This window comes from Deltaproteobacteria bacterium GWC2_65_14, assembly GCA_001797615.1.
GTDB lineage: Bacteria > Desulfobacterota > Deferrimicrobia > Deferrimicrobiales > Deferrimicrobiaceae > GWC2-65-14.
Genome location: MGPV01000054.1, coordinates 19,526 through 34,561, shown reverse-complemented (window position 1 = coordinate 34,561; position 15,036 = coordinate 19,526). Strand labels below are relative to the sequence as shown.

General features: G+C 67.0%; 13 protein-coding genes and 1 pseudogene (1 of these 14 running past the window's edge). 8 read left to right on the top strand and 6 right to left on the bottom strand.

All coding sequences use genetic code 11. From position 1 onward, the window contains the following. From A2X88_02360 to A2X88_02350, 3 genes and pseudogenes are all read right to left on the bottom strand, one after another. Positions 1-583, bottom strand: a pseudogene (locus A2X88_02360) (hypothetical protein); it reaches 428 nt to the left of the window's first position. A gap of 19 nt (positions 584-602) precedes the next feature. Then, positions 603-878: a hypothetical protein gene (locus A2X88_02355; protein ID OGP33403.1), complete on the bottom strand. Its 276-nt coding sequence runs from the start codon at positions 876-878 to the stop codon at positions 603-605. Beyond that, positions 879-1,073 carry a hypothetical protein gene (locus A2X88_02350; protein ID OGP33402.1) on the bottom strand — a complete coding sequence of 65 codons (195 nt, stop codon included), beginning with the start codon at positions 1,071-1,073 and terminating at the stop codon, positions 879-881. 225 nt (positions 1,074-1,298) lie between these two features. On the opposite strand from A2X88_02350, the gene A2X88_02345 reads away from it, so the two are divergent. After that, positions 1,299-4,097 carry a hypothetical protein gene (locus A2X88_02345; GenBank protein ID OGP33401.1) on the top strand — a complete coding sequence of 933 codons (2,799 nt, stop codon included), beginning with the start codon at positions 1,299-1,301 and terminating at the stop codon, positions 4,095-4,097. Positions 4,098-4,275: 178 nt separating this feature from the next. Then, positions 4,276-5,496, top strand: coding sequence for an ammonia channel protein (locus A2X88_02340; protein OGP33400.1), 1,221 nt, complete (start codon positions 4,276-4,278; stop codon positions 5,494-5,496). A gap of 25 nt (positions 5,497-5,521) precedes the next feature. Here the strand turns inward: A2X88_02340 and A2X88_02335 are convergent, their stop codons facing one another. After that, positions 5,522-6,685, bottom strand: a complete 1,164-nt coding sequence (locus A2X88_02335) for a hypothetical protein (GenBank protein ID OGP33399.1) — start codon at positions 6,683-6,685, stop codon at positions 5,522-5,524. A 187-nt stretch (positions 6,686-6,872) separates the two neighbouring features. Here A2X88_02335 and A2X88_02330 point away from each other — a divergent pair, with 187 nt between their 5' ends. From A2X88_02330 to A2X88_02320, 3 genes are all read left to right on the top strand, one after another. Further along, positions 6,873-7,643 (top strand): hypothetical protein, encoded by a 771-nt coding sequence (locus A2X88_02330; protein ID OGP33398.1) that lies wholly within the window; start codon positions 6,873-6,875, stop codon positions 7,641-7,643. Continuing rightward, the gene (locus tag A2X88_02325; GenBank protein OGP33397.1) at positions 7,640-8,683 is read left to right on the top strand and encodes a hypothetical protein; all 1,044 of its coding nucleotides are present in this window, start codon (positions 7,640-7,642) and stop codon (positions 8,681-8,683) included. The genes A2X88_02330 and A2X88_02325 overlap by 4 nt, the downstream gene beginning before the upstream one ends. A gap of 223 nt (positions 8,684-8,906) precedes the next feature. Continuing rightward, the gene (locus A2X88_02320) at positions 8,907-9,476 is read left to right on the top strand and encodes a hypothetical protein (protein ID OGP33396.1); all 570 of its coding nucleotides are present in this window, start codon (positions 8,907-8,909) and stop codon (positions 9,474-9,476) included. Here the strand turns inward: A2X88_02320 and A2X88_02315 are convergent, their stop codons facing one another. Beyond that, positions 9,477-11,018, bottom strand: a complete 1,542-nt coding sequence (locus A2X88_02315) for a hypothetical protein (GenBank protein ID OGP33395.1) — start codon at positions 11,016-11,018, stop codon at positions 9,477-9,479. It lies immediately after the preceding gene. A gap of 77 nt (positions 11,019-11,095) precedes the next feature. On the opposite strand from A2X88_02315, the gene A2X88_02310 reads away from it, so the two are divergent. Beyond that, entirely contained in the window at positions 11,096-11,356 is a 261-nt protein-coding gene (locus A2X88_02310) for a hypothetical protein (GenBank protein ID OGP33394.1), read from the top strand. 91 nt (positions 11,357-11,447) lie between these two features. Here the strand turns inward: A2X88_02310 and A2X88_02305 are convergent, their stop codons facing one another. Further along, the gene (locus A2X88_02305) at positions 11,448-11,984 is read right to left on the bottom strand and encodes a hypothetical protein (protein OGP33393.1); all 537 of its coding nucleotides are present in this window, start codon (positions 11,982-11,984) and stop codon (positions 11,448-11,450) included. Positions 11,985-12,212: 228 nt separating this feature from the next. Between A2X88_02305 and A2X88_02300 the strand changes: the two genes are divergently transcribed. Together A2X88_02300 and A2X88_02295 are read left to right on the top strand one after the other, a co-directional pair. Continuing rightward, positions 12,213-13,658 carry a malate dehydrogenase gene (locus A2X88_02300; protein ID OGP33392.1) on the top strand — a complete coding sequence of 482 codons (1,446 nt, stop codon included), beginning with the start codon at positions 12,213-12,215 and terminating at the stop codon, positions 13,656-13,658. Positions 13,659-13,671: 13 nt separating this feature from the next. Next, positions 13,672-15,033, top strand: a complete 1,362-nt coding sequence (locus A2X88_02295) for a phosphomannomutase (protein ID OGP33415.1) — start codon at positions 13,672-13,674, stop codon at positions 15,031-15,033. The last annotated feature ends 3 nt before the right edge of the window (positions 15,034-15,036 follow it).

The following is a 15,036-nucleotide window of genomic DNA, read 5'->3' as shown; positions in this document are numbered from 1 at the left end:
TCGCCACCACCCGGGCCCCCATGGCGGAGGCCATCCGCACGCCGAGGTGCCCCAGTCCGCCCATCCCGGCGATGGCGACGGTCTTCCCGGCCAGGTTTCCGGCGCGCCGCAGAGGGGAAAAGACGGTGATCCCCGCGCACAGGAGGGGAGCGGCGGCGACCAGGTCGAGCCCCTCCGGGATCTTGTGGGTGAAGGCGGCCGGCGCCGTGAGGTACTCCGCGTAGCCGCCGTAGACCGTGATCCCGGTGCTCTTCTGCGCGGCGCAGAGCATCTCCGCGCCGGACCGGCAGGGGACGCAGCCCCCGCAGGCATATTGCATCCAGGGGACGCCGACCGGGTCCCCGGCCGAGAGCCCGGGGACGCCGTCGCCCGCCCTCTCCACCACCCCGGTCACCTCGTGCCCCGGGACGATCGGCAGGGGAGTCCCCCAGTCCTTCCAGTCGCCGTCCACCAGGTGAAGGTCGCTGTGGCAGACCCCGCACGCCTTGACGCGGATCAGCACCTCCCCCGGCCCGGGCTCCGGGCGGGGAAGATCGGTCAGGGCCAGCGGTTTTCCGAACGTTTCGCAGAGGGCGGCTCTCATCGGGGATCCTCCCGTTTCCTCAGGCCTCGAGTTCCGTGACGTCGATCTCGTGGGACAGTTCGATGCATCCCGAAACGCTCATCGCGGCGGGGCACTGGGTGAGGTAGGCCCCCAGCGCTTCTTTTGCCTCCGCGCTCTTGCCCGGAGGCGCCTTCAGGGTGTACCGGACCCGGATCCTTACGATCTTCATCACCCCGGCGACATCCTCGATCTCCCCCTCGATGTCGGCCCGGTAGCGGTCGCCGAAGGTCGGGATCTTCCTGCTGGCCAGCACCGCGGCCAGTGTCCCCATCATTCAGCCGCCGACCGCGCCGACGATGTGGTCGAGGGTGGCGGCATGCTCCTTCTCCGGCTCGATCTTGTAGAACTTCTTGATCCCTCCGTGGACCCCGTAGTAGACCGGCTCCGGGAACCCCTCGATCATCGCCTTGCGGGTGGGACCCTTCTCCCGGGTGATCGTGATCCGCGACGTGTGGACGACCTGCCCCATGGCACACCTCTCCTCCTGGAATAGGAACTCCGTTTTGCCGCTGCAGAAACCAGCATACGGGATTCTCTTTCCCGGTTCAAACCCCCTGGAAAAATCGTGGATCCTATTCCTCCTCGCCGTCGTCGAGGAATCGGGTCCATGTGGAGGGGGCAGCGGATGAAAAAAAGGTAAGGATTTCCCAGCCTGTTTCCGTTATGAAGGAGCAGGGGGCATCGGAATCGTCGGATGCCGCAGTCCCGGGGGGGTATTTTGATCGCGCTCTTCGTCGTATCCGCGATCTTCCAGTTTCTGGCGGCCGCGCTTTCCCTGCGGTTTGTCTACCACAAGCGTCTGGGGCCCCACTGGTCGCTCGTCACGCTGGCGCTGCTGCTGATGGGAGTGCTCCGGGTCGGGTCGATCGTCCAGATGGTGGCGGACGGGGATCCCGGGAGCGGGGAGATGACCGTCCCGGTGGTCGAATTCGGGATCTCCTTCCTCCTGGCGACCGGGTTCGCCCTCACGGAGCGATGGTTCTTCCTGAAGGAACGGCTCGAGCGCCGCTTCCGCGTCATGGCGGGCGTGGACCAGGCGGTGATCGGCGTCCTGGAGGAGGAGCGGATCCTCTCCCTCGTCTGCGAGGGGCTGACCTCGGGCCGCGGCTACGCGCTGGCATGGATCGGGGCCGGCGACCCGGACGGCAGGGTCCGGGTCGCGCGGAGCGCCGGATCCGGAAGAGGCGTTCTCTCGAGGATCGCCGTCCGCTGGGACGACTCCCCGGAGGGACAGGAGCCGACGGGGAAGGCGATCCGCACCGGCATGCCCTGTGTGGTGAACCGGGTCCGGGGCGCCGCCGCCCTCCTCCCCTGGAAGGCGGTCTTCGAGACCTTCCGGATCCGGAGCGCGGCCTCCTTCCCGATCCGCGGGAGGGGGATGGCGCCGATGGCGCTCACCCTGTACGGGTCGGTCGAGGACGCCTTCGACCCGCTCGAGGTCGAGGCCCTCAAGGCGATGGCGTCGAGGCTCGAGACCGCGATCCTCAGCGCCAGGCGGCACGAAATGTTCGTCTGCGCGAAGAACGCCTACGACGACCTGCTGGGGACCCAGCGGGACGGGGTGATCCTGGTCCGGGGAGGAAGGATCGTGCGGGTCAACCCGGCCGGCGCCGCGATGCTCGGATACCCTTCCGCGGAGGAACTCGCGGGCGCGGAGTATGCCCGGATCTTCCCCCCGGAGATTCGGGACGGTCAGTTCGCCCGCATGGAGCGTCTTTCGGAGCAGGGGAACGGCGAGGAAGCCCGGGAGATACCGATCCTCCGGAAGGACGGAAGTGTCTTCCCCTGTGAGCTGACGGTGACCTGGGTGCCGAGGGGGAACCGGAACGAGGACTACGAGCCCTTGATGAAGGGGCCTCTCGGGATGATCCTCCTCCGGGATGTCACGCAGCGGAAACAGGTGCTGGAGGATCTGCGGTCGGAGCGGGATTTTTCCTCGAGGATTCTCGATGTCTCCGGGTCGCTCGTGATGCAGCTGGGGCAGGGCGGAGAGATCCTCCTCTTCAACCGGATGTGCGAGGAGGTCACCGGCCGTACGGCGGGGCAGGTGCTCGGGCGGCGCGCGGCCGACCTTCTCGTCCCCGCCGAGCACCGGGCCCCGTTCGAGGAATTGCTGCAGAGGATCCGGAGCGGGGAGGACCCCGGGGCGTCGGAGCACCCACTCCTGGGCAGGCGGGGGGAAGAGCGGATCATCGTGTGGAGTGCGGCCGTCCTGCCGGACGCCGAAGGGAAGCCGTCCTCCATCCTTGCGGTCGGGTCCGACGTCACCGAGAGGCGACGCCTCGAACGGCAGGTCGTCGCGATGCAGAAGCTGGAGGCGGTGGGGACGCTGGCGGGCGGGGTGGCGCACGACTTCAACAACATCCTGACCGGGATCCTGGGGAACCTGGATCTCGCCCGGAGGTTGCTCAAGCCGGAGTCCGCGGCCCTGGCGCCGGTCGAGGAGTCGATCCATGCGTCGGAGCGGGCGGCGCGGCTCGTCCGCCAGCTGCTCGAATTTTCCAGGCGCTCCCCGATCGAGCGGGAGGCCGTGAACGTGGGGAGCGTGGTCGCGGAAGTGGTGCACCTGTTCTCCCAGACGATCGACCGCCGGATCGGCGTGGACATGCTTTCGCCGCCGGACCTGTGGCCTGCCGCCGCCGATTCCGGGCAGCTCCAACAGGTGCTGATGAACCTGTGCGTGAACGCGCGGGATGCCGTGACGGAGTGCCTGGACGGCGCCCGGAAGGTCCCCACGGCGCCGGGCGGATTCCGCATCCGGGTTTCCGCGGAAAACGTGACAATTCCCGAGGAGTATCTCCGCTCCTTCCCCTACGCCCGGGAAGGGGATTTCGTCATGGTCTCGGTCGTCGACAACGGTGTCGGGATGGACGAGGAGACCCGGCGGAGGGTCTTCGAGCCGTTCTTCACCACGAAGAAGATGGGTCGCGGGACCGGGCTGGGGCTCTCCACCGTCTTCGGGATCGTCAAGCAGCATGCCGGCTGGATCAACGTGGAGAGCCGCAGGGACGAGGGGAGCGCCTTCCGTGTCTACATCCCCCGGGCGGGGGAGCCGGTGAGGCAGACGGAGGCGGTCCCGGAACAGCCCGGTTCGCACCGGGGGAAGGAGACGGTCCTCCTGGCCGACGACGAGGAGATGATCCGGGACCTGGGACGGCAGGTCCTCGAGATCCACGGCTACACGGTGCTCTCCGCGGCCGACGGGCAACAGGCGATCGACATGTTCGTCCGGTACCGCAAGCGCATCGACCTCGTCCTCCTGGACCTGTCGATGCCCCGCCTCTCCGGCATGGAGGTCCTGGAGCGGATCCGGAAGCTGGACCCCGGGGCCAGGGTCATTCTTTCCAGCGGCTACCGCTCCGAGGACGACGAGGCCGCGGGAAAGGCTTCGCGGGCGTCCGCCTTCCTGGCGAAGCCCTACCGGGCCGATCTCCTCGCGAAAACCGTCCGGGAGGTGCTCGACCGAGACCGGCCCGGACATCCCCCGGGGTGAATCCGTCGGGTTCGTTGTCGAAAAGCAGACAATCGTTACCTTTTCCTTACACTACTGTTTTCGTCTCCGGAGCGAGGTTCCGTGGAAAGCTCCCGATGTTAAAGGAGCTATCGGGATGGCACAAGGATTGCCGTTTCCGTAGCCGGTAGGCACCCGTCACCGGAAGGAGGAACCCACCATGAACACGGGAGACACCGCGTTCATTCTGCTCTCCGCGGCGCTTGTGATGCTCATGACTCCGGGTCTCGCCCTGTTCTACGGGGGGATGGTCCGCAGGAAGAACACCCTGGGCACCATCATGCAGTCGCTGATCGTGATCGGCCTGGTCAGCGTCGAATGGCTTTTCATCGGGTACTCCCTTTCCTTCGGCCCGGACGTGAAGGGGATCATCGGGGACCTCTCCTGGTTCGCGCTGCGCGGCGTGGGGCTCGACCCCTACCCGGACTACGTGGCGACGGTCCCCCACCAGGCGTTCATGATCTACCAGGCGATGTTCGCGGTGATCACTCCGGCGCTCATCACCGGGGCCTTCGCCGAGCGGCTGAAGTTCTCGGCCTTCCTCGTCTTCGTGCTCCTCTGGTCGCTGCTGGTCTACTGCCCGGTCGCCCACTGGGTCTGGGGGGTCGGGGGATGGATCCGGAACCTCGGCGTGCTCGACTTCGCCGGCGGGACGGTGGTCCACATCACCTCCGGGGCGAGCGCCCTGGCGGCGGTCCTGGTCGCCGGGAAGCGCCGGGGACACGGGACCGACAACATGGCCCCCCACAACCTCCCGATGACGGTGCTCGGCGCCGGGATCCTCTGGTTCGGCTGGTTCGGGTTCAACGCCGGCAGCGCCCTGTCGGCGGGGGGACTCTCCACCAGCGCCTTCGTGGTGACCCACATGGCCGCGTCGACGGCGATGCTCTCCTGGGCCTTCGCGGAGTGGATCCACCGCGGGAAGCCGACCGTCCTGGGAGCCGCCTCCGGCGCGGTGGCGGGGCTGGTCGCGATCACCCCGGCGGCGGGGTTCGTCGGCCCGGTCTCCGCCGTCGCGATCGGAGGGGTGGCGGGCGCGCTCTGCTACGGCGCGGTGATGATGAAGGGCAGGCTCGGGTACGACGACTCGCTCGATGTCGTCGGGGTCCACGGCGTCGGCGGCACCTGGGGAGCCCTCGCCACCGGGTTGTTCGCCTCGACGGCGGTCAACGCGGCGGGGGGAAACGGCCTGTTCTTCGGGAATCCGGGGCTTCTCGCCGTCCAGGCGGCGGCCGCGGCGGTCTCGGCGGCCTACGCGTTCGTCGTGACCTGGCTGCTGTTCCGGCTCCTGGACAGGGTGGTGGGGCTGCGCGTGCCCGGCGAGGAGGAGGTCATGGGGCTCGACCTCGCCCAGCACGGGGAGGCGGGCTACAACTGGTAGGCGCCGTTCCTCCCGGTTCCGGGCGCTACCGGTAAGGTTTCATGGCGAACCTCCGCCGCGCCTTCGGGCGCGACGCGAGCTCCAGGAACCGGTCGGTCCGGATCCGGTCCAAGGAGACCTCCATGTCGTGTTTCGCGAAACAGGCTTTCAGCATATCGAAATGCTCCATGAAGTAGAAAGCGGCGGAATTGTACCCGTAGTTTAGCACCTGGACACGCTCCGAGAAATTCATGCTCCCGTAGAGGAAGAGGGTGGACTCCATCGGGGCCGGCTCGAGCAGCAGGAAGTCGATGTCGGGATGGCGCTTCCGGTAGACCTCCATCGCCAGCTCGAGCTTCACCCGGGAGTTGATCCGGAAGGTCTGGTCCGCGATGTTCGGGAACCCGATCTCCGTGATCGAGCTGCAGTTCCCGAGGATCGTGGGGATGCAGACCACGGTCCGGTCGTTGTAGACGGGCACGGTCGGGTTGATCATCACCACCAGCCCGGCCCCAACCCCCACCGGGATGTCGAGGTGGCCGGCCCGCTCGGTCGCGCCGTCCACGAAGAAGCGGTCGGCGATCCGCACCGGCTCGAAGAAGACCGGGATGGCGCAGGAGGCCTGGATCGCCTTCGAGACCGGGACGTCTTCGACCGCCTGCTTCCCGAACACCCACCGTTCCCCGGTGTCGATCTCGGTGGCGACGATGAAGAGTTCCCGCGCGGTTTCCCGGAAGTCGTTCGTCCGCCCCTCCCCGGAGAGGATCCTCCGCACGTACCGCTCGAGGTTCTCGTTCGAAAAAAACCCTGCCGGGAGGAACTGCTCGAACATCGAGATCGTGTTCAGGAGGGTGATCTCCTGCCGCTCGCGGCGCAGGTAGCGGAAGACCGGGCCGATGTTCCGCGCGAACCGCCAGGCGGACCGAAAGAGGGGAGAAACGCGGATCCTGTAGATGTCCTCCCGGCGCAAAAGCAGGGGGTGACCCTCCTCCCCCAGGATTCCCTTGCACATCTCGGCCACCGAGATCCCGTTCGCGAGGAAGGCGGCCAGGATGCTGCCGGAGCTGATCCCGACGAAAGTGTCGAAATCGATCGCCTTTTTCCCGCGGACGACGAACTCGTCGAGGGCGGAGAGGACTCCCAGCTCATAGACTCCCCCCGTGATTCCGCCTCCACCGAGGACCAGCGCCGATTTAGTACTCCGCTTCATAAATACGGTGTCGCACCGAGAGCGGCGCTCGAATGCAGCCGTATTTGTGAAACGGAGTACTGGTCCATCGGAAACAAGGATAGGGGTTCTCCCGGCGGGGTGCAAGCGGGGAAACCTTTGTGCTATTGTGGCAATCCTATAGGGGAATTCATCCCTTGCGAGGAAGCCTTCCGGAATGACAAGACGCTTGCTGCTGCTGCTGGCCCATCCCGACGACGAAACCTTCGGGCCGGGGGGAACGATCGCCCGGTACGCACGCGAGGGAGTCGAGGTCACCCTCGTGACGGCGACGAGGGGAGAGGAGGGGATGACGGGCGATCCTCCGGTAGCGGAGCGGGATCGGCTCGGCGAGGTCCGCGAGAGGGAGCTGCGGGAGGCGGCCGGGATCCTGGGGATCCGGGAGGTCGTCTTCCTCGGGTTCCGGGACAAGCAGCTCGTTCACACGCCGCGCGAGCGGATTCTCGGGAAAACGGTCGAGCAGATCCGCAGAGTCCGTCCCCATGTCCTGATCGGGTTCGGGCCCGAAGGAGTCTCCCGGCATCCGGACCACGTGGCGATGTCGGCGATCGCCCTCGAGGCGTTCGACGCCGCCGCCGACCCCTCCCGCTTTCCCGGTCCAAAGGGAAACGGGATGTCCCCGTGGGCCCCGTACAAATTGTACCAGTTCGAGATCGCCCGGGAGATCCTCGAACGGTGGGGGATCCCTCTCGCGGGTGTTCCCCGGAAGGAGCTGACGACCTTCATCGACACCTCCTCCTTCGTGGACACCAAGATCGAGGCCTTTGCCTCCCACAAGACCCAGGAGAAGGATGCCCGCCGGATCCTCTCCAGGGAAGGGTATCTGGAATTCTGCCGCCTCGAGAGCTACGTCCTTGCCAGGCACAGGGGCTGCGCGGTCTCCCTTCCCGAGGAGGATCTCTTCCAGGGGATTCCGGACATGGAGAACTCCCGTACGTGAAGGTCGGGATCTTCGGAAACGGAGGGGTCGGGAAGAGCACGCTCTTCCGCTCCCTGTCGGGGGGGGGCGACGCCTCCGGGTCTTCCGGCCGGCATGCCGGGGTCTGCACGATCAAGGTGCCCGACGACCGCGTGGACCGTCTGGCCGAAATCTATCGTCCGAAAAAGACCACCCATGTCTCCATCGTCTTCACCGAGATCGACCCGGGGGAGGGTACGCTGCTTCCCCCGGAAACCCTCGTCCGGATCCGGAACGTCGATGTCCTGGACCTGGTGCTCCGGGGATTCGCGGACGACTTCCGTCCCGCCCCCCCGGAAGGGCTGAATCCCCTCAAGGAGTTCCGGGAGATCCTGTCGGAGCTGGTGCTGTCCGACTATCTCGTCGCCCAGAAGAGGATCGAGCGGATGACGAAGGAGGCCCGCAGGGACGCCGAGTGGTCCGCTCTCCACCGCGTGATCGAGTCGCTCGAGAACGGGCTGCCGGTCCGGGAGATTTCCCTGGCGGCGGAGGAGGCCCGCACCCTGTCGGGGTTCCGGTTCGTCAGCCAGCTTCCGCTCGTCCTCGCGCTGAACGTGGGAGAGGAGGCGATCCGGGGGGAGCCGTTTCCGGAGCTTTCGGAGGTCGCCTCCTCGAAGGGGATCCCCCTGGTGCGGCTCTGCGCCCTGGTCGAGGAGGAGATATCCCGGCTCTCCCCCGGAGAGCAGGCCGAGTTCCTCCGGGAGATGGGGGTCGGCCGGGGGGCCCGGGACCGGCTGGTTCGGGCCGCGCTCGAGGCGATGGACCACATCTCCTTTTTCACGGTAGGGGAGGATGAGGTGAGGGGCTGGAACGTCCGCAGGGGGACGACCGCCCACGCGGCGGCGGGGAAGATCCACTCCGACATGGGGAAGGGCTTCATCCGCGCGGAGGTGATCGACTGCGGGGAGTTCTTTCGCTGCGGCTCCATGGCGAACGCGAAAACCGGAGGGAAGCTGAGGCTGGAAGGGAAGGACTACGTCGTCCGGGACGGGGAGATCGTGCATGTCCGGTTCAACGTGTAGGACGGTCCGGGAGGGGGAAAAAACCGCTAAATATCCCCCCCGGCCTGCCCGAAAAGAGAGGATGTGAGCGGGAAAATCGACATCCGTCCCGGGGTTCCGGGTGTCCCGTCGAACGGGGAGCGGCTGCTCGTCGTGGACGACGAGGAGTTCATCCGGCTGCTGGTCCGAGAGCGGCTGGAGGTCGCCGCAGTGGAGCGGAATTCCGGCGGAGCGGGGACGCGCGATGTCGTCCCCCGGTGAGGGAGGCCGCTCCCCCTTTCCGCTGGACGAGGCGGAGCGCGCGGAGCTTCTCGCGATCGCGAGGAGGGCCGTGTCCGCCACCCTCGGGGGGGAGGGGATTCGGAAGGAACCGCCCTCCTCGGAGACGCTTTTGGCCCCCGGGGCCGCCTTCGTGACCCTGACCCTGGAAGGAAGCCTCCGGGGGTGCATCGGGTACACGGAAGCGAAGTCGCCCCTCTACCGGACCGTCCAGGAGTGCGCGATCGCGGCGGCGACCGAGGATCTCCGCTTTCCTCCCGTGACCCAGGACGAGGTCGGGAAGGTCCGGTTCGAGATCTCCGTTCTCTCTCCTCTCTTCCCCGTTTCCCCGGGGGAGATCGCCGTCGGGACCCACGGCCTCGCGATCCGGAAAGGAATGCACAGAGGGCTGCTGCTCCCCCAGGTGGCCGCGCTGCATGGCTGGAACCGGGAGACCTTCCTCTCCCGCCTGTGCGCGAAGGCCGGGCTGCCGGGGGACGCCTGGAGGGAGGAGGTCGAGCTCTATTCCTTCACGGCGGAGGTGTTCGGGGAGTAGTCAGCTTCTTTGGGCCAGGATCCCTTCCCGGAGCTTCGCCTTGAGCACCTTGCCGGCGCTGTTCTTCGGGAGCCGGGGGAGGAAGGAGACCGCCCGGGGGATCTTGAAGGGGGCCATGTTGCTCCGGCAATGGGCGAGGATCTCCTCCGCGTCCGCCCGGGACCCCTCCCGCAGTGTGAGGAAGGCGACCGGGATCTCCCCGAGGGCGTAGTCGGGGCGTCCGACGACGGCCGCTTCCTCCACGCCGGGGTGCTCCGCGAGAACCGACTCGATCTCCCGGGGAGTGACCGGGATTCCGCCGACCATCAGGGTATCCCGCATCCGGTCGACGATATAGAGGTATCCCTCCTCGTCCACGGAGGCCACGTCCCCCGTGTGGAGCCAGCCCTCCCGGAGGACCTCCGCCGTGGACTCCGGATCCTCGAAATACCCCTCGAAGACGTTCTCCCCCCGGGCCACGATCTCCCCGACCTGGTTCGGCGCGATCGGCCGTCCTTCCCCGTCCACCACCCGGATCTCCACCCCGACCGCCTCCTTTCCCACCGAGGTCAGCTTCCGCATGTAGGGGCTGCTCTCGTCGAGGGAATGGTCCTCCGGGTGAAGAAAGGAGAGAATCCCCGCCGACTCCACCTGCCCGTAGGACTGCACCATGTCGCACCGGAAGAACCGGATGGCGCGGCGCAGCAGGTCGAGAGGGATGGAGGATCCTCCGTAGAGCACCGTGCGCAGCGTGGCGAGATCGTACCGCTCCGCCGCGGGGAGGGAGAGGATCCGGGCGATCATGGCGGGGGTGAGGAGCACGTGGGTGACCTTGCGGCGCTCGATCGTCCCCAGCACCCCGTCGGGATCGAACTCGTCCTGCAGGTGGATCGTTCCCCCGACGTAGAGATACCGTAGCAGTCTCCCGGTTCCGGCGATGAAGGGGAGGGGGGTGCAGGAGAGAAAGACGTCCTTCCGCGAGAGCCCGAGCTCCACGGCGGCGGAGGCGGCGGCGGCGAGGAGGTTCCGGTGGGACAGCATCGCCCCCGTCGGGCGACCGGAGCGCTCGCCGGTGTAGACCTGCAGGGCGATATCCCGGTCCGACGAGGGGATGTCGGCGGGGGGTTCCGGGGCTCCCTTCCGCGGAAGGAGGGGGTAGCCGTTCCGGGAGGAGTCGATGCAGTAGGCTTCCGTCCTCCCCGCAAGGGCCGGGAACAGCTCGTTCACCCTCTCCTCGAATTCCGAGGCGAACAGGAGAACGCGGGCTCTCGAATGGATAAGGAGTTGCCGGAGCTCCCGTGCGATGAACAGCGGGTTCAGGGGGACGAAGATCCCTCCCGCCGCGGGGACGGCGAAGAGCAGCTCCACGTACCGCAGGGAGCTCTGCGAGAGGACCGCCACGCGGTCTCCCTTCCGCACCCCGAGACCGTGGAGAGCGGCGGCGGTCCGCCGCACGAGCGGTTCGAGGCCGCCGTAGGAAATCTCTTCTCCCTCCGTGGAGAGCGCGGTGCGGGCGGAATGGACTCTCGCGTTGTGGGCCAACAGGTCGCGGAGCAGCAACAGGACTCCCTCCCTTCCCCGGCTCCGGAAATCCAGCGTATACTACACCCGGTTTCCCCGTAAAGCGCGAAAGGAGCCCCATGCACTCCGAAGAACTGGAGATCTACCCCATCGACCACCGGGGCAAGGTCTACAGCATCATCACCGCGACCGACATGACCTTCCGCGAGGTCCGGGGGATGCTGGACTGGCTGGCCGGACAGGATGCGTTCCCCCCGTCGCCGGACGACGGATTCCCGGGATCCGGAAAGCTGTTCACCTGCGTGATCGAGGGGGTCGTCCTCGAGGTGGACGTCCAGGGGTTCGAGGTGCTCGTCCTCCGGCGGAGCGGTCCGGAATGAGGGCTGCGGGAAACCGCGCGCCGGTCTGCCCGAGGGCGGGGGTGCCCCGGTCCGCGTAGCGGGGGAGAGGCCCCCGGAACGCGGGAACCGGTCAGGCTGCGGCCACGACCAGCAGGTGGGTGTCCCCTTCCGCCGTGTTTTTCCACCGGTAGGGGGTGTTGCCGCGGCAGTAGAGGCTGTCCCCTTCCTCAAGCATCAGGGTGGTCCCGTTCAGATCCACCTCCAGCGCTCCCCGGATCACGAAGAAGAAATCGTCCCCCGGGTGGTTCACGTAGTCCTCCCCGCTGGCCGAACCGGGCTGCAGGGTGCAGTGCAGGGGGCGAAAGCGCTGGCCGGGGATCCCGGAGCCGAGACTCCGGAAGTCCACGTTCCGGAGATCCGTCGCCACCGGGTTCCTCGTGGACGCGCGCGTGAGGAGATACTCGGTCTCGGTTTCCCCGAGCAGCGAGGAGAGCGATTCGCCGAGGGCCCTCCCGATGCTGGCCAGGGTGGTCACGGTCGGGGAGGAGACGTTCCGCTCGATCGCGCTGATCGCCGTGGCGGACATCCCGCTTTTCTCCGACAGCTCCTGGAGCGTCAGCCCCTTCCTTTTCCGGACGCTCTTGATCCGTTTTCCGACATCGATCATCAAGGAAAATCCCCCTTGCTATAGGATACCGTGCTGTAAAAGCCCTGCACACCGGATCTTCGGGAAAGTGCATCCGGGCACAGAATACCGTTAAGATGGTCGAATCCCGGGAATGGTTCCCCGGAGGGGCGGATCGCCGGGGCGAAATTCCTTGAATTGGGAGTCCCGGAAAAATAGAATTGCACTCACGCTTGAACATTCCCACAGAAGCCTCCATGGAGGACACACATGCCCGCGAATCTTCTTCCCAGTGAAAGCTACAGCATCACGATGCGTGTGGAGATCCAGAACCGGCCCGGAATGCTTGGAAAAGTCACCACGGCGATCGGGGAAGCGGGAGGGGACATCGGTGCCGTCGACCTGTCCGGCGTCGGGAAAGGGACCGTGATGCGGGACATCACCGTCCGGGCCCGGGGGATCGACCATGCCCAGGAGATCATCAAGGTGGTCCGCCAGGTACCGGGGGTCAAGATCGGCAACGTTTCCGACCGCACCTTCCTGAAGCATCTGGGCGGCAAGATCGAGATCGCGAACAAGATCCCGGTGAAGACCCGCAACGACCTCTCCATGGCCTACACCCCCGGCGTGGCGCGGGTCTGCATGGCGATCGCGAAGGATGTGAAAAAGTCGTTCACCCTGACGATCCGACGCAACACGGTGGCGGTGGTGTCCGACGGAACGGCGGTGCTCGGACTCGGGGATATCGGCCCCGAGGCGGCGATGCCGGTCATGGAAGGGAAGGCGATGCTCTTCAAGGAGTTCGCCGGGGTGGACGCCTGGCCGATCTGCCTGGCCACAAAGGACACCGAGGAGATCATCCGGATCGTCAAGGCGCTGGCGCCCACCTTCGGCGGCATCAATCTGGAGGACATCTCGGCGCCGCGCTGCTTCGAGATCGAGGAGCGGCTCAAGGCGGAGATGGACATCCCCGTCTTCCACGACGACCAGCACGGGACGGCGGTGGTGGTGCTGGCCGCCCTGCTGAACTCGCTGAAGATCGTCAAGAAGCGGATCGAGGACATGAAGATCGTGGTCGCCGGGGTGGGGGCCTCGGGCGTGGCCTGCAGCAAGATCATCATGAACGCGGGGGCGCGCAACATCATCGGGGTGGACCGGGTCGGGGCGATCTACAATGGCCGGAAGCAGCACATGAACTTCATGAAGGACTGGTACGCTGCCCACACGAACCCCTTCAACGAGAAGGGGAAGCTCTCCGACGTCATCGCGGGGGCGGATCTCTTCCTCGGGCTTGCGGGCCCCGGGCTGATCACCGTGAAGGACCTGCAGAAGATGGCGAAGGATCCGATCGTCTTCGCGATGGCGAACCCGGATCCCGAGATCCAGCCGGAGGACGCGCTGCCGCACGTCCGGATCATGGCGACCGGCCGCTCCGACTACCCCAACCAGATCAACAACGTCCTCTGCTTCCCCGGCATATTCCGGGGGGCTCTCGACTCCCGGGCCACCACGATCAACGAGGAGATGAAGCTCGCCGCCGCCTACGCGATCGCCTCCTGCGTGAGCAAGGAGGAGCTCCACGAGGACTACGTCATCCCGTCGGTCTTCAACCGGAAGGTGGCGCCCGCGGTCGCGCGCGAGGTTTCCCGGGCCGCTCACCGGACGAAGGTCGCCCGGCGGACCTCCCGTTCGTACATGGAGATCCATCTGGATTGAAGGGGGATCGGTGCTGAATCCCCACATATTCCGGGAGTACGACATCCGGGGAAGAGTCGGCGAGGATCTGGACCCCGGAGGGGTGGCGCGGATCGGGAAGGGGTTCGGAACCTACGCGCGGAAGCGGGGGGCGCAAACGGTCGTCGTCGGTCGGGACTGCCGGCTGAGCTCCTCCTCCTTCCGCGACGCCCTGGTGGAGGGGGTGCTTTCCACCGGCCTCGACGTGTTCGACGTGGGGGTCTGCCCGACCCCGCTTCTCTACTTCGCCATCCTCCGGTTTCCCGCGGACGCCGGGGTCATGATCACCGGCAGCCACAACCCCCCCGAGTTCAACGGGTTCAAGCTCTGCCTGGGGCCGGGCACCCTCTACGGGGAACAGGTCCAGGAGATCCGCGGGATCGTGGAAGGGGGCGCCTTCGCCTCCGGGCGGGGATCCGTGTCCGTACGGGAGGTGATCCCGGCGTACCGGGAGTATGTGCGGTCGAACATCTCCATCTCCCGCCCGCTCAAGGTGGTGGTGGACGCCGGGAACGGCACCGGCGGGATCGTGGCTGTGCCCCTGTTCCGCGAGATGGGGATGGAGGTCGTGGAGCTTTTCTGCGACATGGACGGGCGGTTCCCCAACCATTTCCCCGATCCCACCGTACCGGAGAACCTGCGGTTCCTCGTCCGGGCGGTATTGGAGACGGGGGCCGACGTCGGGGTGGGATACGACGGCGACGCCGACCGGATCGGCGCCGTGGACGAGCGGGGGAACATCCTCTTCGGGGACTCCCTCCTCCTCCTGTTCGCGCGGGAGATCCTCGCGCGGAAGCCGGGGGCGACCGTCATCTCCGAGGTGAAGGCGTCGCAGAACCTCTACGACGACATCGCCCGGCGCGGGGGAAGGCCGGTCATGTGGAAGGCGGGGCACTCGCTCATCAAGCAGAAGATGAAGGAGGAGGCGGCCGAGGTGGCGGGGGAGATGAGCGGGCACATCTTCTTCGCCGACCGGTTCCTCGGCTTCGACGACGCGATCTACGCCTCCGCGAGGCTCTTCGAGCTCCTCGCAGACTCCCCCGTCCCGCTGAGCGGCATGCTGTCCGATCTTCCCCCGCTGGTGGCCACCCCGGAGATCCGGGTCGACTGCCCCGACGAGGAGAAATTCGCCGTTGCGCGGCGGGTCGCGGAGCTCGTCCGGCCCCTGGCACGGGAGGTGATCGAGGTGGACGGGATCCGCGCCCTCTTCGAAGGGGGATGGGGGCTGGTCCGCGCTTCGAACACCCAGCCGGTCCTGGTCCTGCGGTTCGAGGGGAAGGACCGGGAGGCGCTGGAGCGGATCCGCTCCGTCATGCAGGGGGCCGTGGAATCGGCCAGGGCGGGAATCTCCCGGTGAAGC